This window comes from Micromonospora peucetia (assembly GCF_900091625.1).
GTDB lineage: Bacteria > Actinomycetota > Actinomycetes > Mycobacteriales > Micromonosporaceae > Micromonospora > Micromonospora peucetia.
In genome coordinates, this window is sequence record NZ_FMIC01000002.1 from 4,892,297 (window position 1) to 4,910,490 (window position 18,194).

Consider the following 18,194-nt stretch of genomic DNA (forward strand, 5'->3'; position numbering starts at 1 on the left):
GAGGAGACGTCGTGGACGTACAGCGCACACTCACCGTCGGGACGCCCGACGTGACGGCACTACGGCGGGCGTTCGGCGCGTTCGCGACCGGCGTCACGGTGGTGACCGTCGGCGGTGCCACCCCGCACGGGATGACCGCCAACTCGTTCACCTCGGTGTCGCTCGACCCGCCGCTGGTACTGGTGTGCGTCGACCGGAACGCGGTGATGCACGCCTGCCTCTCCAAGACCCGGGAGTTCGCGGTCTCGGTGCTGGCCGAGGACCAGGAGAAGGTGGCCCGGTACTTCGCCGACGGGCGGCGACCGCTTGGCGGCGAGCAGTTCGACCAGGTGGACTGGCGGCCGGGCCGGACGACGGGGGCGCCGCTGATCGGCGGCGCCCTCGCCCACTTCGAGTGCGAGGTGTGGCGGACCTACGACGGGGGCGACCACACCATCTTTCTCGGCCGGTTGCTCTCCCTGGAGCGCCGGGCGGGTGGGGAGGCCCTGCTCTTCCTCTCCGGACGGTTCCGTCAGGTCGAGCGGGAGCGGAGTGAGGCGGCATGACGACGATCGAGGAGCGGAACGGGCGTACGCCGCAGGGCCCCCCGCGCTACCAGGCCCTGAGCATGCTGGTCCTGATGGGCCGGGACCGGCTGCGGATGATGACCCTGGCGGCGGACCGGTACGGCGACGCCGCCCGGCTGCCGGTCGGGCACAAGAAGCTCTACTTCTTCAACCACCCCGACCACGCCAAGCATGTCCTGGCCGACAACAGCGCCAACTACGAGAAGGGCATCGGCCTGGTGCACGCCCGCCGGGCGCTCGGTGACGGCCTGCTCACCAGCGAGGGTGAGCTGTGGCGCAAGCAGCGCAAGGTCATCCAGCCGGCGTTCCAGAACCGGCGGCTCGCCCAGTACGCGGGCGTGATCGGCGAGGAGACCGCCCTGCTGGTGGAGCGGCTGTCAGCCCGGATCGGCGGCCCTCCCGTGGACGTGCTGGAGGAGCTGACGACGCTGACCCTCGGGGTGCTCGGGCGGACCCTGCTCGACGCCGAGCTGAACGGCTTCCACGGGGTCGGCGGGTCCTTCGCGGCCGTACAGGACCAGGCCATGTTCGAGCTGGAGACGTTGAGCGCCGTGCCGCACTGGATCCCGCTGCCCCGGCAGCGCAGGTTCCGGCGTGCCCGCCGGCACCTCCAGCAGGTCGTCGACGAGCTCGTCGCCGGCCGGGGCCGGGACGTGGACGGGCGGGACGACGTCCTCTCCCGCCTGATCGTCTCGACCCGGCTGGAGAACGACCCGCGGGTGGCCCGGCAGCGGCTGCGCGACGAACTGGTCACGCTGCTGCTGGCCGGGCACGAGACGACCGCGAGCACGCTGGGCTGGAGCCTGCACCTGCTCGACCGGCACCCCGAGATCAGGCAGCGGGTCCGGGAGGAGGCCGTGACGGTGCTGGGCGACCGGCTGCCCGGGTACGAGGACCTGCACCGGTTGCGGTACACGGGGATGGTGGTGGAGGAGGCAATCCGGCTCTACCCGCCGGTCTGGCTCCTGCCCCGCAAGGCCCTGGAGGACGACGAGATCGGCGGGTACCACGTGCCGGCGGGGGCGGACATCCTCATCTCCCCGTACACCCTGCACCGGCACCCCCGGTTCTGGGACGACCCGGAGCGGTTCGACCCGGACCGCTTCGACCCGTCGCGCAGCACGGAGCGTCCCCGGTACGCGTACATCCCCTTCGGCGCCGGCCCACGGTTCTGCGTGGGTAACAACCTGGGAATGATGGAGGCCACCCTCGTCCTGGCCATGCTACTCAGGGACGTGCGCCTGGCCGGGGTGCCCGGCCGTCCGGTGGTGCCCGAGCCGATGCTGTCGCTCCGGGTGCGCGGCGGCCTGCCGATGACGGTGCGCAAGGTCGACTGATCCCCGTCACCGGTCCCGCGGAGGCCACGGCGTCCGCGGGACCGGTACGTCGTCCGCCGTGGCCGGACGGCCTGGACGCCACTCGTCGACGGCTGCGTGAGTGACGCCGGAGGCCGCGTCCGTCACCCCGTTGACGGCGGGAGCATGAGCGACGCCGGAGGCCGCCACCGCCTCGACTACGAGTACGAGCCACGCCGGAGCCGGAGCCGGAGCCGGAGCCGGAGCCGAAGCCGAAGCCGCGACCGCGACTGCCACCGCGCCGGGCAGTGCAGGGCGATGACCGAGGCCGCCTCGGCGACGATGGCGCCGAGGCGCTCCGAGATGGCACGTCCGCGGGAACGTGTGACCGACGACGGTGACGAGGGACGTCAGCAACGGCGGCAGGGGCTCCCGTTTCGAGCCGGCTTCCATGAGCACAGCACCGACTCCGCCCCCGCCCACCCGCCACCCGCCCGCCACCCGCCCCCACCCGCCCCGCCCCCCGCCCCATCGATCTTGCACTTTGTGCCCGGACAAATTGCGCAAGAGATGGCAATGTGGGGGCCGAAAGTGCAAGATCGCTGGGGCTGGGGCTGGGGCTGGGGCTGGGGCTGGGGCTGGGGCTGGGGCTGGGGCTGGGGCTGGGGTGAGGGCTGGGCTGGGCTGGGCTGGGTGGGGATTTGTCGGCGGGCGGGGGAGGCACCCGACCGCCGGCGCACACAGTGGCGCGCTGGTGGTCGGGTGCCTCGTGATGACCACGGGTGGACGCGGCGCTGCGTAGCCTTGCCCGTGGGATGCGCGGTGCCTCCGCCGGTGGAGTCAGGCCGCGTACAGCTTCGCCCGATTCTCCCTGCGGGCCTGGCGCTCGCTCGCCGCCTTCCGGCTGTCAAGCAGGGCCAGGAGTACCGGCGGGTCCATCTTGGACACCTGCTTGAGGTGGGCGTCTGCCGTCAGGGTCTGACGTCCGCAGACGACCAGTGGGCCCACCGCGGACACCATCATCGTGTCCTGCTGCAGTCGGAGCACGTCCCCGGAGACCGAGTGGCACAGCAGGTACCAGGTGCCGTCGGGCACGTTCGTGAAGTGGTAGGCGCCCGGGGACTCCAGGATGGCGCAGTGCGCCGGCGGACCCTCGGGAATGCGGTGGTGGAACAGGCCCATGAAGATGAGCCCGGGCGCTGGCCCGTGGGTGGGGGCGGTGACCTGCCCGGTGATGGTGCCCTGCGTCAGACCCGTCGGGCTTTGGGTGGGAATGCGAGGAGCGAAGCCCCCCATTCGCCGGTACGTGGTGGGTGGCAGGCCGACGCTCTTGGTGAACCTGGTGCTGAACGTGCCGACGCTGTTGTAGCCCACCCGGAGGCTGATGTCCGTGACGTTGAGTCTGGTCGTGGTGAGCAGTCGCTTGGCCTCCTGCAGGCGGATCGCGGACAGGAATCGACCCGGCGAGATGCCGGTGACCCGCTGGAAGATCCGTGTGAAGTGGAATTTGCTGAACATGGCTGCGCGTGCCATGTCGTCCACCGTCAACTGCTCCGATAAATTGCTGCGCATGGTGTCGATCGCCCGTTCCACTGCCTGCTCTACGCTGTCGTGCATTTGTCTCCCCCGGATTGCGGACAATCCCAATTTGTGGATGTGGCGAATTGGGTCGAGTCATTCGGGAGCATCGACCGCCACTATTCCCCGCTAACCGCAGTCGATGCTAGCCGAGGCCGGCTGGCCGGTCAACACTTTCTGCATTCAGAGGGTAGCGCGGAGTGACGATGGTGGGCTTATCGATTCTTGCCCAGAATTGGCAAGTGCCACTGTACAGTCCGGTTGAAGATCGTCAATATTACTGATCGTATTGTGGAACTCGCCAGTATCCGCGCCGTCGACTATCAATCCTTAGCGTAATTTTTCGGACATCGGCGGCGCGTTCCGTTGCGTGACGATCAAGCGGCTGGGCGCCCGCGCCGTCGGCGCGTCGATCTTCCGTGGATGGGTATCTATCAATGGCTAGCGATCGATCTCTATGGCAAGATTGCCCAAACGTTCGCCAGGGGCGGAGGACGCGTGCGCATCTCGGAGCTCAGTCGACAGAGTGGCGTGTCGGTCCCGACGATCAAGTTCTATCTGCGTGAGGGTTTGCTCCCGGCGGGCCTGCCCACCGGTCGCAATCAGGCCGACTACAGCGAGCGGCACCTGCGACGGATCCGGCTGATCCGGACCCTGACCGGGATCGCCGGGCTCGACCTCTCCTCGGTCCGGGAGATCCTGGCCGCCATCGACGACGACGAGATCACACTGCGGGCCGCGTACCAGGTGTTGGACCGTGCCCTCTACCTGGACGGGTCGGACACCCTGGGCCGGGCCGCCGTGGACAGCGCACGGGCGGAGGTGGCCGAGTTCGCCGAGGCGCTCGGCTGGTCCCGGGAGGCCAGCGCCTCCGGTGGCGAGGTGCTGGCACAGGTCCTGGCCGGGCTGCGCAGCCTCGGCTGCGCGGCTGACGCCCCCTTCTTCACCTCCTACGCCCGCGCCGCCGAGCAGCTCGTCGTCGCGGAACTCGACCTGGTCGCCGACGACGGCGGGACCGAGAAGGGCCCGGCGATGGTTCGCAGCGTCCTGTTCGGGGTCGCCCTGTCCGCCCTGCGCCGCATGGCACACGAGCACCACGCCGCGCGGCGATTCCCACTGAATGTGGTTGAGCGAAGGCCGTCGAACGGGTGACATGCCGGATCTGGCTGGCCGGTAACGTGCGGCGCGCAGCCGTCCACTGAGCAACTTTTGAGAAGAACTCGAGCCCTGCTCCCGCGACCATAAGTGAGCCGGTGGCGACTTTCGCGGCCGGTTCACCAGGCATCGTGAAGGGACCGCACGTCATGCCTCGATCGGCTGAGAATGGGTGCCGCCGGCCACGTACGCCGTAGCGCACCGCATGGTGGAGGCCCAGTTCCGGCGGCAATGAACTGCTGACGGAGGACAGCAAGATAATTGCTTCCGGGATAGTTCACTCCATTTCTCAGCCACCGACACTGCCCGTCGCCAGACCCGGCCGAACGGCGAAATAAGCCGCTGCAGGCACGGGTGGTGGCCGAATCTGGAGGGGAACCCCTTGCCATCCCAACCCGTCGGCGCGATCCGCCGAGTCATTCCCGCCGTCTTCGTGCTGGTCCTCGTGGCCGCGTTCTTCGTCGTCGCCCGGCTGCCCAGCGCGTCGGCCGAGGAGCGTCAGACGCTGGCGTCGCGGTTCGGCTTCACCGAGCTGCCGATCGCGCTGCCGCCCGGCCTGCCCGAGCGCACCGTACGGACGGTGAACCCCGAGTACGAGCACATCCGCGCCTGGGTGTCGTCGGTCGGCGCCGCCGTCGCGGCGAACGACCTCGACGGCGACATGATCGCCAACGACCTCTGCCTGGTCGACAGCCGCAGCGACAGCGTGATCGTCACGCCGTCGCCCGACGGGCCTGCCCGGTACGCGCCCTTCGTGCTGGACCCGGCGCCGCTGCCCACCCACAAGGCGATGGCGCCGATGGGCTGCGTGCCCGGCGACTTCAACGGCGACGGCCGGACCGACCTGCTCGCCTACTACTGGGGTCGTACCCCGGTGGTGTTCCTGCACCGCGCGTCCGCGACGGCGTCACTGGCCATGGGGACCTTCCAGCCCACCGAGCTGATCGGCCAGCCGTCCTCCTCCAGCGGCGAGTACCAGGGCAAGTTCTGGAACACCAACGCGGTCTCGGTGGCGGACTTCGACGGCGACGGCCGCCCGGACATCGGCATCTTCAACTACTTCCCCGACAGTCAGGTGCTCGACCCGGCGGGCCATCCGAACGTCGAGATGAACCACTCGCTGTCCCGGGCACAGAACGCCGGCGGGGCGCACGTGCTGCGCTGGACCGGGGCCACCGGCGGCGACAACCCGTCGGTGACCTACGAGGAGCAGACCGCCATCCCGCCGCAGTACGCCACCGGCTGGACCCTCGGCGCCGGCTCCGCCGACATCGACGGCGACCTGCTGCCCGAGCTGTACCTCGCCAACGACTTCGGACGGGACCGGTTCTTCCACAACGTCTCCACGCCGGGCAAGATCCGCTTCGCGCTCGCCGAGGGGCGTCGTGGCGCGCTCACCCCGAAGTCCATGGTGGTCGGCCACGACTCGTTCAAGGGCATGTCCATCGAGTTCGGCGACCTCGGCGGCACCGGCAAGTTCGACATGTTCGTCAGCAACATCACCACCTCCTGGGGCCTGGAGGAGAGCAACTTCGTCTGGCGCAACAACTCGTCGAGCCTGGCCGACGCCCGCAAGCGGTTGAGCGAGGGCAAGGCGGTCTTCGACAACAAGGCCGCCGAACTCAACATGGCCTGGGTCGGCTGGGGCTGGGACGCCAAGATGGCGGACTTCGACAACAGCGGCGAGATGACGGTCGTCCAGACCGCCGGCTTCGTCAAGGGCAAGATCAATCGTTGGTCGTGGTTGCAGGAGCTGGCCATGAGCAACGACCTCATGCTCCGCAACCCGGCCATGTGGCCCAAGGCCGGGCCCGGTGACGACATCGCCGGATCCGAACCGTTCGCCTTCTGGGTCCGGGAGAAGAACGGGCGCTACGCGAACATCAGCGCCGAGCTCGGCATGACCGACGGCACCCCGAGCCGGGGCGTGGCCGTCGCCGACACCAACGGCGACGGGGGCCAGGACTTCGCGGTGGCCCGCCAGTGGAGCGCCCCTTCGTACTACCGCAACGACAAGCCCGGCAGCGGCAACTTCCTCGGCCTGCGCCTGTGCCGGCCGGGCGAGGATGGCCGCGGCACACCCGCGTACGGCGCCCAGGTCCGGGTGAAGACCGCGGACGGTCGCACCCGCGTCGCCCAGCTCGACGGCGGCAGCGGTCACTCGGGCAAGCGCAGCTTCGACGTCTTCTTCGGCCTCGGCGACGCCGGTGACAAGCCGGTGTCGGCGGAGATCGCCTGGCGCGACCTCAACGGTGGCGTGCACCGGCAGACCCTCGACCTCGCCGCGGGCTGGCACACGATCATGCTCACGGACAAAGCCCAGGAGATGAACGCCAAATGACCGACGTCCGAGACAGCGCCCGCACCGGCACCGACGGGAGAGGGGCGGGGGGCACCGCGGTCGCCGACGCCCCGGTCAGCCCGGTGCAGGTCGTCACCTTCGACCGCAACGCGTCGGTGGCGGCAACGCCCGGAGCGCCCCCGCGCGTCGACCGGCGGGATCCCCGATACCTGGCCCTGCGCAACTTCGCCATCTCGATGAGCATCTTCAACATCCTCGGGTACACGGTGCTCGGCTTCGAGCAGCCCTGGACCTGGCCGCTGCTCGCCCTGGCGGTCGGCTACGCCACCGAGATCGTGGTCGAGCTGGTCACCGCGCGGGCGAACAAACGCCCGCCGGCCTTCACCGGCAACGGGGCCTGGGGGATGTACACGTTCCTGCTGCCCACCCACATCACCGCGCTCGCCGCGAACATGCTGCTCTACGCCAACGACAACTTCTGGCCGATCGCCTTCGCGGTGGTCGTCGCCATCGGCCAGAAGGCGATCTTCCTGGCGCCGATCAAGGGCCGCATGCGGCACTTCATGAACCCGTCCAACTTCGGCATCACGGTGACCCTGGTCGCCTTCTCCTGGGTCAACATCGCCCCGCCGTACCACTTCACCGAGGACGTCCCGGACATGGTCCGGCTCCTCGTGCCGCTGGTCATCCTGACGGCCGGCACGGTGCTCAACGGGGTGCTGACCAAGAAGATCCCGCTCGTCGTGGGCTGGGTGGGCGGCTTCGTGATCCAGGCGCTGGTGCGGCACTTCATCTGGGACGTCGCGCTCTGGGCGGCCCTGCTGCCGATCACCGGTGTCGCGTTCGTGCTGTTCACCAACTACATGATCACCGACCCGGGCACGACGCCGACCTCGGGTCGGGCCCAGTTCATGTTCGGCGCGAGCGTCGCGACCGTGTACGGCGTGCTGATCACCTTCAACGTGGTATACACGCTCTTCTTCGCCGTGACGATCGTCTGCCTCGCCCGGGGCCTGCTCTGGTGGGGCATCTGGCTGCGCGACCGTTCCCGGCGTACGAGCACGCCGGAGGGGCAGCCCGCCGTCACCTGACAGCACCTTCCGGCCCGTCGCCGGCGGCCCCGTGCGGGCCGCCGGCGACGGTCGTGTCCGGAACCGGTGTCCGCAGCGCCCGCCGGCGCGGCGGTGGAGCCGGGTCAAGCCGAGTGGCTAACCCCTGGTCCGCCAGCCGGGCGACCGACCGGCTCGCCGAGACGGGGTCGGGGAAAGTCAGCACGTTGGAAGACGCCTGTGCTCCGCCGCGACCGGCACGCTGATGGGCGCCGGCGGATCCGGGGCACCGGACGGACGGAAGCTGCCGGCGCGGACCGAGACGGAACGAGGCGAGCGTGCACCCCACCCCGGAAGCCCCACCGCGACACGTACCGGAGAAGTCCGTCCCGCTGCCGGCTGCACGCCGCAGACGGACGGCGTTGATCAGCGCGGCGGCGGGCGTGCTGCTCGCCGTGCTCTGGTCGTTCGAGCTGGTCGACTCGGTCATCGGCGACACCGTCGCCGACGCCCTCCTCGGCCATGACGCGAAGGGCACCGCCATCAGTGGTACGGCGGCAGGGCTGCTGTTCGCCTTCGTGTCCGGCTTCGCCGGGACCTTCACCGCCTGCAACATCGCGATGGCGGCCTCGGTCGGCCCGATGAGCCAGGCCAGCGCCCCGGGCCACCGCCACGGCGTACGGTCGCTGCTGCGGCCCGTGGCCTGGCTGACGGTCGGCATGCTGGCGGTGGCGGTGACCTACGGAGCCCTCGGCGTGCTCCTCGGCGAACGACTGCCCCAACTGTCCACCGACACCGTCGGCGGGATGCCGGTCCGCCTGATCCAGTCCTCGGTGGTCTTCGGCCTGATCGGCCTGGCGCTGACCTACCTCGGGCTCGCGGCCCTCGGGCTGCTGCCCGACGTCTTCGCCGCCCGGCCGGTGGCGCGGGTGGTCGTGATGGGCGCCCTGGTCGGGGGCTTCCTGGTCGGCCGGCCCTACCCGTTGTTCAACAAGCTGTTCCACTGGGCGGTGGACACCGGCAACCCGGCGTACGGCGCGCTCGCCTTCGCCCTCCAGTCGCTGGGCAACATTCTCATCGTGGCGGCGCTCTTCGCGGTCCTCATCCTGGTGAGCCGGGGGCGCTTCCTCAGTTGGATGGCGTCGCCGCGACGTGCCGCGACCGTGACCGGCTCGCTGCTGGTCGCGCTGGGCGTCTTCACCGTCGTGTACTGGGACCTGCGCGTGCCGGCCATCTTCGGAGTGGGATGGTTCCCGACGATGCCGTACAACTGACCGGGGTGGCAGGCATCCGGCCGCTCGCCCGGGCGCCTGCCACCACGTACCGCGCCGTCAGCTCTTCGTGACCACCTCGTGCCTGGCGAGGCTCGACGTGCGTTCGCGGATCAGCGTGCGCAGCCGCTCCGTCTCGGTGGCGAGGCTCTGCGCGTGGTGCCCCTCGATGGTCGAGACCACCCCGGCGAGGTCGTCCAGGGCGGTGAGCGCCGTGGCGTCCGTATAGACCTCGCGGTACAACTCGCGGTAGGCCCGCTCGTAGACGTCCGTGAAGGCGGAGCTGGCCAGGAACCGCTCCTTGAGCTTGTGGCCGCCGCCGGGTCCGCCGCCCACCCGCTCGCCGTCACCCTGCCCGGGCGCCCGGCCCGGCGGCGCGCCTTCCGGCATCTGCCCGCCCCCCATCCGGCCCGTGTCGTGCGGCCCCTGGTCGGCGCTGCCGCTGAAGGTCAGGTTGTAGTCCCAGCCGACGACCGTGAACTTCTTCGTGGTCAGGTCGTACCAGAGGTAGTAGTTGCGCCCGGGACCCGACATGTCGTCGAAGTTGAGCAGCAGGTTCTGCCACGCCACGTAGCGGGCGAAGGAGGCCACGTCGACGTGGTCGGCCAGCTGCGCGTCGAATTCGGCGTCGCTGCTGTCGGCGACCCACCGCACCAGGTCGATGACGGGCTGGAGATCCTGGTCACCCCTGCCGGTGACCTGGCTGAAGTCGTCCTGGTACTCCGTGGGGTCGTCGCCCTGGTCGGTGAAGCTCCCGGTGGCCAGGGACTTGTAGAGCACGCCGTCGCCGTCGAGACCGTCGGCGAAGGTGCTGTCCGGGTGCTCGATCACGAGCCGGGCCGTGGCCGGCCGGTCGTTGACGACGAACCGCGAGTACGCGTACTCCGGGGCCGCCTCCCCGGCCTCGGCGAGCACGCGCAGGGACACCGCCTCGTTGAGCACCGTCGACCCGCCGCCCATCCCGCCGACCCGCACAGCGATCTCCCGGTGCCCCTGGTAGCGGCGGCCCGCCACGAACTCGTCGAACCGGATGAGCCAGGGCAGCGTCTCGGGCTCCTCGGCCTTGAGTGTCGTACGGCCGGCACCGCCGCCGGGCCGGGCCGCACCTCCGGCCGCCTCCGGCCGGTTCCCTGCTGCTCCGGGGCCGGCGGGCCGCGCCCCGCCCGGTCCGCCGGCTCCGGGTGCGCCCCTGGCGGGGCCCTCGCCGTCGGTCGGCCCGCCCTGCCCGCCGGGCCGGCCACCGATGACCTCGCCGTCGCGGGTCAGCCCGGCCAGCGTCGAGTTGCCCTTGAGTCGGATTCCCACGCTCGGCACGGTGCTGCCGTCGATCGTCAGGTCGGCCTCCAGGTACTCCTTCTCGCCCTCCTTCGCGAAGGCGTCGACCATCCGTTCGTAGTCCGGGTCCCGGAAGGTCAGGCTGATGCTGTGCGCGACGGTCGGGTCGAACAGGTCCCGGGTGCCGGCGAGGTTCTGGGTCACCTCGTCGCCGGACCGGCCGCCGCCGCTGGTGACGTACGGCTGCACCCGCACCGTGCTGAATCCCACCGTCAGGACGACGAGGAGCGCGAGACAGCCCGCCAGCAGCCGCCAGTAGTGCCGGACGCGGACCGGGATCCGGCGCAGCAAACGCCGTCCCGGGCCGGCGGGGGGCGCCGGCATCACAGGTCCGTCTGGTCGTAGCCGGTCAGCACCGTCACCCGCTGCCCGGACGTACGTTCGCTGAGCGCCGAGATCAGCTGGCCGGGCTCGTGGCCCTTGCGCAACCGCACCGTGTACATGATCTCCGTCAGCGCGCCACCACGGATGGTCTCCATGCTGACCAGCTCGAACTCGCTGGTGTGCCGGATCAGGACGTCCTGGATGGCCCCGGTGTGGTCGCCGTCCGGCGGAACCTGGACCTTGACCACCTGCCGCTGTACCTGCGAGGCGAACCAGTTGAAGCGGTACATCACCAGGATGACCATGCCGATCACGAAGGCGGCGACGATGGCGAGGGAGTAGAACCGGGTGCCGCAGGCCATGCCCACGCCCATCACCAGGAAGATGAAGCCGACGTCGCGCGTCTCCTTGATGGCGTTACGGAAGCGCACCACGGACAGCGCGCCGACCAGCGCGAAGGCCCGGGCTATGTTCGACCCGACCACCAGCATGATCAGCGAGATGAGCATGCCGAGGATGACCAGCGTCTGCACGTACGACTGGCTGTAGGACACGTTGCGGTGGGTGAACCGGTAGACCCAGCCGATGGCCGCGCTGAGCAGGAAGGACAGCGACAGGGCGATCGCGATGTCCGCGACGCTGAACGTGCCGGACAGGTCCTGGAAGGTGAAGTCCATGTTTTTCAGGCCTCGCTGGTGACGGTGACGGGGGACAGGTCGGCGGCGGGATCGTCGTCGACGACGTGAAAGACGGAGCGAGGGGCTCGGCCGAAGGCCTCGACGCTCTGGCAGTACTTGGACATCCGGACGACCGACATGTTCGACCGGGCGGCCAGGTCGGTGAGCCAGTACGGCACCCGCTCATTGGCCTTGATCTCCACCACCGACAGCCTCGCCGGTACGATCAGCCGGTTCTCCGCGTCGGCGCCCAGGTGGAAGTCCCGGTCGCGGCCCCGTACACGGTGGTCCAGGGTGACGCGCAGACCCGCGTCGGCGTCCCGGCCGACGAACGCCTCCCGCTGGTAGCCGGTCATCGCGACCGGCCGCAGGTCCAGCCCCGAGACCAGTTCGAGGACCTCCTCGACGAAGGCGCGCTGGGACTCGTCGTGCTCGACCGGCACCCGCCGGTCGCACAGCTCGCGGGCGAGCCGGTAGGGCAGGGCGATCCGGCGTTTCTGGGTGACCCGGTTGACCCGCTGCTTGATCTCGACGTACACGGTGGTGTCGTCGGTGACGGCGCAGTGGTCGCCGTAGTGCCGGATCCGCAGCTTGCGGCGGAACCGGAGACCCTCGATCTTCTCCCAGTAGAAGCGCAGCCGGGCCGTGTCGTAGTACACGCTCCACACGCCGTATCCGGCGGTGCCACCGTGGCTGTCGAGGTCCATCCGGCGCGCGAACTCGTCGCGCAGGCTCCGCACGGTGCCGCTGTCGACGAGATACTTGATCTCGTACCGGTTGAAGGCGTGCAGCCTGCTCGGCGCGCGCAGGGCGTGCCCGGCCCGGTCGGCGTCCCGGGGCGTGTCCGGTGCGCCCGGGCGAGGGCCCGGAGCCGGCGGTTCGCCGCCGACCGCGTCGGGCGGTGCAGGTCGGGCACGGAAGGGAAGACGCATGGTGGTGGCCGATCCCGTAGGTGGACGAGGTCAGGCGCCAGCCAAACCCGCCGACCTGTGAGCGGCGTGTGGATGCCTTGTGAATCCCGGGTGAACGCGCGGTGCCGCCGGGGACGGGCCCGCCGACGACAACGCCCGCCGGTCCGGGATGGACCGGCGGGCGTTGTCGGGTCAGCTACCGGGCGTTGTCGGGCACCGGTCCCGGGGTGTACGCGGGATCGCCGGCACCGCCCGCGTCCCGGGCGCGACTGGCGGCCACCCAACCGGTGGTGATGAGCAGCAGGGCCGCGATGTAGGTGGTCATCACGGCCAGGCCGTGGCCGGGCACCCGGGCGCCGGCGGCGTCCATCCCGATCAACAGGTCGGAGATCAGGAACAGCCCTCCGCCCAGGGCCACCCGCCGGGACACGCCGGCTGCGGCGGCGGCCATCAGAGTGAGGGCGAGGCTGTAGCCGAGGACCGGCAGCCGCAGCGGACCGAGGTGGTTCCACAGCACCAGGTTGGCCGCCACCCAACAGGCGAGGTAGGTGGCGACCGCGACGACCGGCGGCCGACGGTGGCGCAGGAAGGCGGTTATGAAGGCCACCTGGGTGCCGAGGAAGCACCCCATGCCGACGAGGAACGCCGTGTCGCCGGAGAGCAGCAGTGCGATGTCGCCGCCGGTCGCGAAGACCAGGCCGACGGCGACGGGGTCGACACGTCGGCGCGCCCGCAGCAGGTACACCAGCAGCACCGGCGCGAGCAGGGGCTTGGCCAGCCACTGCAGGAGGGTCGAGTCGGCCGCGACACCGATCAGTTCGACGGCGGCCACCACGCCGAACGGCCAGAGGCGCTTCACCGGACCACCGCCGGCTGCGCGTGCGGGGCGGGCTGCCAGCCGGGTCGGCCGAGTACGTGGCCGAGGCGGTGCCGCCAGGACGAGGCTGCCCGTACGTCGGTCCAGATCGCCCGGTACTCGTGGGTCGCCACCCGCAGCGGGTTGTACGTGCCGATGTTCTTGGTTAGGCCGTACCGGACGGTGGCGCGCTCGGGCTCGAAGGTGCCGAACAGCCGGTCCCAGACGATCAGGATGCCGCCGTAGTTCCGGTCGAGATATTCGGCGTTGGCGCCGTGGTGGACCCGGTGGTGCGACGGCGTGTTGAAGATCCACTCGATGGGACGGGGCAGCACGGTGACCCTCTCGGTGTGCAGGAAGAACTGGTACAGCAGGCTGACCGACTGCTGGAGGAAGATCATCCACGGCGGGATGCCGAGCAGCGCCAGACCCAGCCAGAACGGGATGGACGTCATCGGGGTCCAGCTCTGCCGCAGCGCCGTGGAGAGGTTGAAGAAGACGCTGGAGTGGTGCACCACGTGCCCGGCCCAGAGCAGCCGCACCTCGTGGTGGGACCGGTGGAACCAGTAGTAGGCGAGGTCGTCGGCGAAGAACAGCAGCACCCACGTCCAGACGCTGGTGGGGGAGAGCTGGATCGGCGTGACGGTGTACGCGGCGGCGTAGAGGCCGATCGTCAGCAGCTTCCACGGCACGCCGATGAGCTGGCTGCCGGCACCCATGGTCAGGCTGGTGGCGGTGTCGCGAAGCTCGTACCCGCGTTCGTCGTCGTCGGGTGCGAACCGGTAGGAGAATGCCTCGACGGCGATCAGGAGCAGGAACGCCGGTACGGCGTAGAGCACGGCGGGGATCATGCCCGGGCCTCCCTTCTCGGTGCGGCGGCGGGGGCGGTGAGGGGGGCGGTGAGCAGGGCCCGGGCCTCGTGGGCGGCGTCGGGGGCCCGGCCGGCGACGACGGCGTCGGCGAGCCGGTGGTGGCCCGCGACGTCGAGGAGTTCCGCGGCGCGCCGCTCCGGTGGCACCTTGCCGACGGCGAGCGCGCCGGCCACCAGGCTGTTGAAGGCCAGCAGGTAGGCGGTGTTGCCGGAGCCGGCGACGATGTGCCGCCAGAGCACGATGGTGGCCTCGCCCATCCCGGTCAGGTCCGGTGCCAGGCCCGCGTACTCCTCGACGGCCCGCAGGATCGCGGCCCGGACCGCCGGGTCGCCGCGCTCGGCGCAGAGCCGGGCCGCGTCGACGCCGATGCAGGCCCGCATCTCCAGCATGTCGCGGACCAGGGTGTCCACCGGGAGGGTGTCGTGGAACCGGGTGAGGGAGAGGGCGAGGTCGAGCCCGGCGTGCACCCGCCAGTCCAGCACCCGGGTGGCGCCGCCCTGGCTGACCCGCACCAGGCCGAGTTGCTGCAACCGGCGTAGGGCCTCCCGGACGGCGTGCCGGTTGACGCCGAAGGCTGCGGCCAGCTCCCGCTCGCCGGGCAGCGCCTCGTCCGGCCGGTAGTCGCCACTGACGATGGCGTCGCGGATCTGGCCGAAGACGTGGTCGGAGACCGAGGAGCGAGGGACGGGATCGAAGGCCATGCCGAGGAGTGTGGCGCAGCACACGTCAGCCGGTCAACTGGTTGGACCAGCCTGCTCGCCGAGAGTCGGCACAGCCTTTACCGTAAAGAAGGTTTACAGTTGCGCGCGGTGCGGGTAGCGTGCGGATCAGATCGAAAATTGTCGATCGCCACGAGGCTGGAGGTATCCGTGCGTCGCCGGAACACCATGACGCGGCTGCTGGCCATAGCCGCACTCGGACTGCCGTTCGCCCTTCCGGGAGCCGTGGCCGTCGCCGCGCCTGCCGCCCCCGCCCGACAGTTGAGCGAGGTGATCCCCGCGCCGGTGGAGACGCGCCCCGACGCTCGGGACACCTTCACGCTGCGCCCGCAGACCGTCATCCGCACGTCACTCGGCTCGGTCGCAGCCTTGCAGGTGGGGCGGCAGCTCGCCGAGACACTACGCCCCGCGACCGGCTACCAGCTTCCGGTGCTGCCGGTCCGCTCCACGCCGCTACCCGAGATCGCCCTGGTCCTCGGCGGCGCCGACGGGCGCGTCGGCCGGGAGGGGTACCAACTCGACGTCACCCGCCGCGGCGTGACGATTCGGGCGAACACGGCAGCCGGGCTGTTCGCCGGCACCCAGACGCTGCGTCAGTTGTTGCCCGCCCGGATCGAGGCGCCCGACCGGCAGCGGGTGACCTGGACGGTACCCGGCGGTCGGATCGTGGACCACCCGCGCTTCGCCTACCGGGGAGCCATGCTCGACCTGGCCCGGCACTTCCACGCCGTCGACGAGATCACCGCGTATGTGGACCTGCTCAGCCAGTACAAAATCAACTACCTGCACCTGCACCTCACCGACGACCAGGGGTGGCGGATCCAGATCGACTCCTGGCCTAGGCTCGCCCCCGTCGGCGGCGGTCCGGGCACCGGCGTCGACGGCGTCGGGCCCGGATATCTCACCAAGGCCGACTACAGGGCCGTGGTCGCCTACGCCGCCGCACGGCACATCACCGTGGTGCCCGAGATCGACATGCCGGGACACACCAACGCCGCCCAGTCGACCTACCCGGAACTGAACTGTGACGGGGTCGCACCGCCCCCGCGCACCGACATCGAGGTCGGCTACAGCTCCCTGTGCATCGACGACGAACTGACCTACCGCTTCGTCGAGGACGTCATCCGTGAGATCGCCGAGATCACGCCCGGGCCGTTCCTGCACATCGGCGGCGACGAGGCACACGCGACCACCGACGACGAATACCGGACGTTCATGCAGCGCGTGCTGCCAATGGTCGCGAAGTACGGTAAGCGCGTCTCGGGCTGGAACGAGATCCTGCAGGTCGATCCGCCCACCGACGTCGTGGCCCAGTTCTGGGGCACCGGCACCACCAACGCCGACCTGGCCGAGGCCGCCGCGCGGGGCAACAAGGTGATCATGTCGCCGGCCAGCAAGTCCTACCTCGACATGAAATACGACGCGAACACCCGCCTGGGCCTGCGGTGGGCCGGCTACATCGAGGTGAGCGACGCGTACGGCTGGGATCCGGCACGCCGGGTGACCGGCGTCGGCGAGGACGCGGTCCTCGGCGTCGAGGCCCCGCTGTGGTCGGAGACCCTACGGAGTCTGGACGACATCGAGTACATGGCCTTCCCGCGCCTTCCCGCGATCGCCGAACTCGGTTGGTCGACGGCGGCCAGCCACGACTGGGAGTCGTTCCGGGCCCGGTTGGGACAGCAGGCACCACGGTGGCGCCTGCAGGAGGTCGACTTCTACCCGTCTCCGCAGGTGCCATGGTCTTGACCGATCCCGTGGTGGGTCCGGGCCAGGCACAGGCATTCCGTGCCCGGCGCCCAGCCGCCCCGGGTCAACCGGCGGCCACCACCTGGTTCGCCGGCTGCGGCGTCGGCCCGCCGACGGGGGCCTGATCACCGGCGCCTGAGGTGGCCGGCGCCGGGTGGCCGGTCCCCTCCGACACCCCCTCGTCGGCGGCGGGTTCCACCGCCACCGGTGCCGGCCGGCTGATCCGAGGCCGGGCCGCGACCTGCGGATACTCGGCGGTCTCCGCGCCACCCGTGGCGGCTGCCATGACCGCTGCCGCGGCCAGGTCGGCCACCCGCTTCGCCTCCCGCTTGACCCGGGCGCGGACCTCCTTGGCGTGCTGCTCGGCGGAGTCCCCGGCCCGGCGCGCCTCGTCCAACCGGTGCAGCTCGTCGGTCAGCTCCTGCCGGGTCCCGGCGAGCCGCTGCTGCACCTCGGCGAACTCGCGCTCGATGCTCCCGCTCTCCTGCCGGGCCTGGGCGAGCTGCTGCTGCGCGGTGTCCAGCTCGGACTGCATCCGGGCCAGCGCCTCGCGCCGGTCCCGGATGCCCTGCTGCGTCGCGGCGAGCTGCTGCTGGTGGGTCGCGGCCTGCTCGTCCACGTGCTGGCGCACCTTGGCCGCGTACTGCTGGGCCTCGGCGATCAGCGTCGCGATCTCCTGCTCGGCCGCCGTACGCTGGGCGGCGAGTTCCCGCTCGGCGGACGCGAGCTGCTCGGCGATCTCCTGCTCGGCGGCGCTCCGCCGCTCGTTGATCTCCCGCTCCACGCCGGCCTGCCACTGGCCCAGCTCCTGCTGGGTCGTCGCGCGTGCCGCCTGCACCTCCTGCTGGATCTGGGTACGGGCCGAGACGAGGAACGCCTCGGACTCGGCGCGGGCCCGCTCGACCTGCTGGGCGGTCTGCTCGTCGATCCGCTCGGCCTCCTGCCGCGCGTGGTCGTGGGCCGCCTCGCCGGCCGCCCGCAGCCGCTCCGCCGCCTCGCGGACGCGGGCCAGCTCGGCCTGGGCGTTGGCGAGGCGCTCCTCGTGTTCCCGGTCGTGTTCCGCCCGCCGCGCCTCGGCCGTCTCCGCCAGTTCCCGTAGCGTCGTGTTGGCCTGCTCACGGGCCTCGGTGAGCACCCGCTCCGCCTCGGCCTCCAGCTCGGCGGCCCGCTGCCCGGCGGCATCGGTGATGGCCCCGCCCTGCTTCTCGGCCAGGGCCAGGATCTGGTCGACCATCGGGCCGAGGTCGCGGAAGGTCGCCCGGTCCGGCTGGGCCGGCCGGTCCCGCAGCTCGCTCACCTCCGCCCGCAGCCGGCGCGCTTCGACGGTCAGCTCGCGAAGTTGGGCCGCAGCCCGGTGCCGCTCGGCGGCCAACGCTGACCGCCCACTGTCGACCTGTTCGACGTAGCGGTCCACCTGCCGCTTGTCGTAGCCGCGCAGCGTAAGGTCGAAGCTCGGCCGCGAGGCCGCGTCCTCGCGTGCCGCGAACGGGTCGTCGCCGTGGGACATGCACCCTCCTCCGTACGAATCGCGAGCGCCA

15 protein-coding genes are annotated in these 18,194 nt (G+C 70.8%); 7 read left to right on the top strand and 8 right to left on the bottom strand.

What is annotated here, in order from left to right; all coding sequences use genetic code 11:
• Positions 1 to 11 precede the first annotated feature (11 nt).
• Together GA0070608_RS22160 and GA0070608_RS22165 are read left to right on the top strand one after the other, a co-directional pair.
• Positions 12 to 545, top strand: coding sequence for a flavin reductase family protein (locus GA0070608_RS22160; RefSeq protein ID WP_091630447.1), 534 nt, complete (start codon positions 12 to 14; stop codon positions 543 to 545).
• A complete protein-coding gene (locus GA0070608_RS22165) occupies positions 542 to 1,903 on the top strand; it encodes a cytochrome P450 (RefSeq protein ID WP_091630448.1) in 1,362 nt (453 codons plus the stop codon). Before GA0070608_RS22160 ends, GA0070608_RS22165 begins: the two co-directional genes overlap by 4 nt.
• Positions 1,904 to 2,701: 798 nt before the next feature.
• Here the strand turns inward: GA0070608_RS22165 and GA0070608_RS22170 are convergent.
• On the bottom strand, positions 2,702 to 3,478 hold the full coding sequence (locus tag GA0070608_RS22170; protein ID WP_091630449.1) for a helix-turn-helix domain-containing protein: 777 nt from the start codon (positions 3,476 to 3,478) through the stop codon (positions 2,702 to 2,704).
• Positions 3,479 to 3,937: 459 nt separating this feature from the next.
• Here GA0070608_RS22170 and GA0070608_RS22175 point away from each other — a divergent pair, with 459 nt between their 5' ends.
• The 4 genes from GA0070608_RS22175 (at position 3,938) to GA0070608_RS22190 (ending at position 9,219) form a co-directional block, all read left to right on the top strand.
• Positions 3,938 to 4,591 (top strand): MerR family transcriptional regulator, encoded by a 654-nt coding sequence (locus tag GA0070608_RS22175; RefSeq protein WP_091630450.1) that lies wholly within the window; start codon positions 3,938 to 3,940, stop codon positions 4,589 to 4,591.
• Positions 4,592 to 5,027: 436 nt separating this feature from the next.
• On the top strand, positions 5,028 to 6,935 hold the full coding sequence (locus GA0070608_RS22180; protein ID WP_091635804.1) for a CRTAC1 family protein: 1,908 nt from the start codon (positions 5,028 to 5,030) through the stop codon (positions 6,933 to 6,935).
• Positions 6,932 to 7,987: an enediyne biosynthesis protein gene (locus tag GA0070608_RS22185; RefSeq protein ID WP_091630451.1), complete on the top strand. Its 1,056-nt coding sequence runs from the start codon at positions 6,932 to 6,934 to the stop codon at positions 7,985 to 7,987. Before GA0070608_RS22180 ends, GA0070608_RS22185 begins: the two co-directional genes overlap by 4 nt.
• Positions 7,988 to 8,283: 296 nt before the next feature.
• Positions 8,284 to 9,219 carry a hypothetical protein gene (locus GA0070608_RS22190; RefSeq protein WP_218107559.1) on the top strand — a complete coding sequence of 312 codons (936 nt, stop codon included), beginning with the start codon at positions 8,284 to 8,286 and terminating at the stop codon, positions 9,217 to 9,219.
• Positions 9,220 to 9,276: 57 nt separating this feature from the next.
• On the opposite strand, the gene GA0070608_RS22195 is transcribed toward GA0070608_RS22190, so the two are convergent.
• The 6 genes from GA0070608_RS22195 to GA0070608_RS22220 form a co-directional block, all read right to left on the bottom strand.
• Complete coding sequence (locus tag GA0070608_RS22195; protein ID WP_091630452.1) at positions 9,277 to 10,875, bottom strand: CotH kinase family protein; 1,599 nt, start codon at positions 10,873 to 10,875, stop codon at positions 9,277 to 9,279.
• Entirely contained in the window at positions 10,875 to 11,552 is a 678-nt protein-coding gene (locus GA0070608_RS22200; protein WP_091630453.1) for a DUF4956 domain-containing protein, read from the bottom strand. Before GA0070608_RS22200 ends, GA0070608_RS22195 begins: the two co-directional genes overlap by 1 nt.
• 5 nt (positions 11,553 to 11,557) lie before the next feature.
• The gene (locus tag GA0070608_RS22205; protein WP_091630454.1) at positions 11,558 to 12,484 is read right to left on the bottom strand and encodes a polyphosphate polymerase domain-containing protein; all 927 of its coding nucleotides are present in this window, start codon (positions 12,482 to 12,484) and stop codon (positions 11,558 to 11,560) included.
• A gap of 175 nt (positions 12,485 to 12,659) precedes the next feature.
• Positions 12,660 to 13,322 (bottom strand): lysoplasmalogenase, encoded by a 663-nt coding sequence (locus GA0070608_RS22210; RefSeq protein ID WP_091630455.1) that lies wholly within the window; start codon positions 13,320 to 13,322, stop codon positions 12,660 to 12,662.
• A complete protein-coding gene (locus GA0070608_RS22215) occupies positions 13,319 to 14,170 on the bottom strand; it encodes a sterol desaturase family protein (RefSeq protein WP_091630456.1) in 852 nt (283 codons plus the stop codon). Before GA0070608_RS22215 ends, GA0070608_RS22210 begins: the two co-directional genes overlap by 4 nt.
• Positions 14,167 to 14,892, bottom strand: a complete 726-nt coding sequence (locus GA0070608_RS22220; RefSeq protein WP_091630457.1) for a FadR/GntR family transcriptional regulator — start codon at positions 14,890 to 14,892, stop codon at positions 14,167 to 14,169. The genes GA0070608_RS22215 and GA0070608_RS22220 overlap by 4 nt, the downstream gene beginning before the upstream one ends.
• Before the next feature lie 168 nt (positions 14,893 to 15,060).
• On the opposite strand from GA0070608_RS22220, the gene GA0070608_RS22225 reads away from it, so the two are divergent.
• Positions 15,061 to 16,656 (top strand): beta-N-acetylhexosaminidase, encoded by a 1,596-nt coding sequence (locus GA0070608_RS22225; RefSeq protein ID WP_245715883.1) that lies wholly within the window; start codon positions 15,061 to 15,063, stop codon positions 16,654 to 16,656.
• Positions 16,657 to 16,720: 64 nt separating this feature from the next.
• On the opposite strand, the gene GA0070608_RS22230 is transcribed toward GA0070608_RS22225, so the two are convergent.
• Positions 16,721 to 18,163: a coiled-coil domain-containing protein gene (locus tag GA0070608_RS22230; protein ID WP_091630459.1), complete on the bottom strand. Its 1,443-nt coding sequence runs from the start codon at positions 18,161 to 18,163 to the stop codon at positions 16,721 to 16,723.
• Positions 18,164 to 18,194 lie beyond the last annotated feature (31 nt).

Bases quoted from the DNA above. Each gene is read 5' to 3' on its own strand.
- GA0070608_RS22165 (WP_091630448.1), top strand. From the start codon at position 542: ATGACGACGATCGAGGAGCGGAACGGGCGTACGCCGCAGGGCCCCCCG.
- GA0070608_RS22170 (WP_091630449.1), bottom strand. From the start codon at position 3,478: ATGCACGACAGCGTAGAGCAGGCAGTGGAACGGGCGATCGACACCATG.
- GA0070608_RS22185 (WP_091630451.1), top strand. From the start codon at position 6,932: ATGACCGACGTCCGAGACAGCGCCCGCACCGGCACCGACGGGAGAGGG.
- GA0070608_RS22195 (WP_091630452.1), bottom strand. From the start codon at position 10,875: ATGCCGGCGCCCCCCGCCGGCCCGGGACGGCGTTTGCTGCGCCGGATC.
- GA0070608_RS22200 (WP_091630453.1), bottom strand. From the start codon at position 11,552: ATGGACTTCACCTTCCAGGACCTGTCCGGCACGTTCAGCGTCGCGGAC.
- GA0070608_RS22205 (WP_091630454.1), bottom strand. From the start codon at position 12,484: ATGCGTCTTCCCTTCCGTGCCCGACCTGCACCGCCCGACGCGGTCGGC.
- GA0070608_RS22215 (WP_091630456.1), bottom strand. From the start codon at position 14,170: ATGATCCCCGCCGTGCTCTACGCCGTACCGGCGTTCCTGCTCCTGATC.
- GA0070608_RS22220 (WP_091630457.1), bottom strand. From the start codon at position 14,892: ATGGCCTTCGATCCCGTCCCTCGCTCCTCGGTCTCCGACCACGTCTTC.
- GA0070608_RS22230 (WP_091630459.1), bottom strand. From the start codon at position 18,163: ATGTCCCACGGCGACGACCCGTTCGCGGCACGCGAGGACGCGGCCTCG.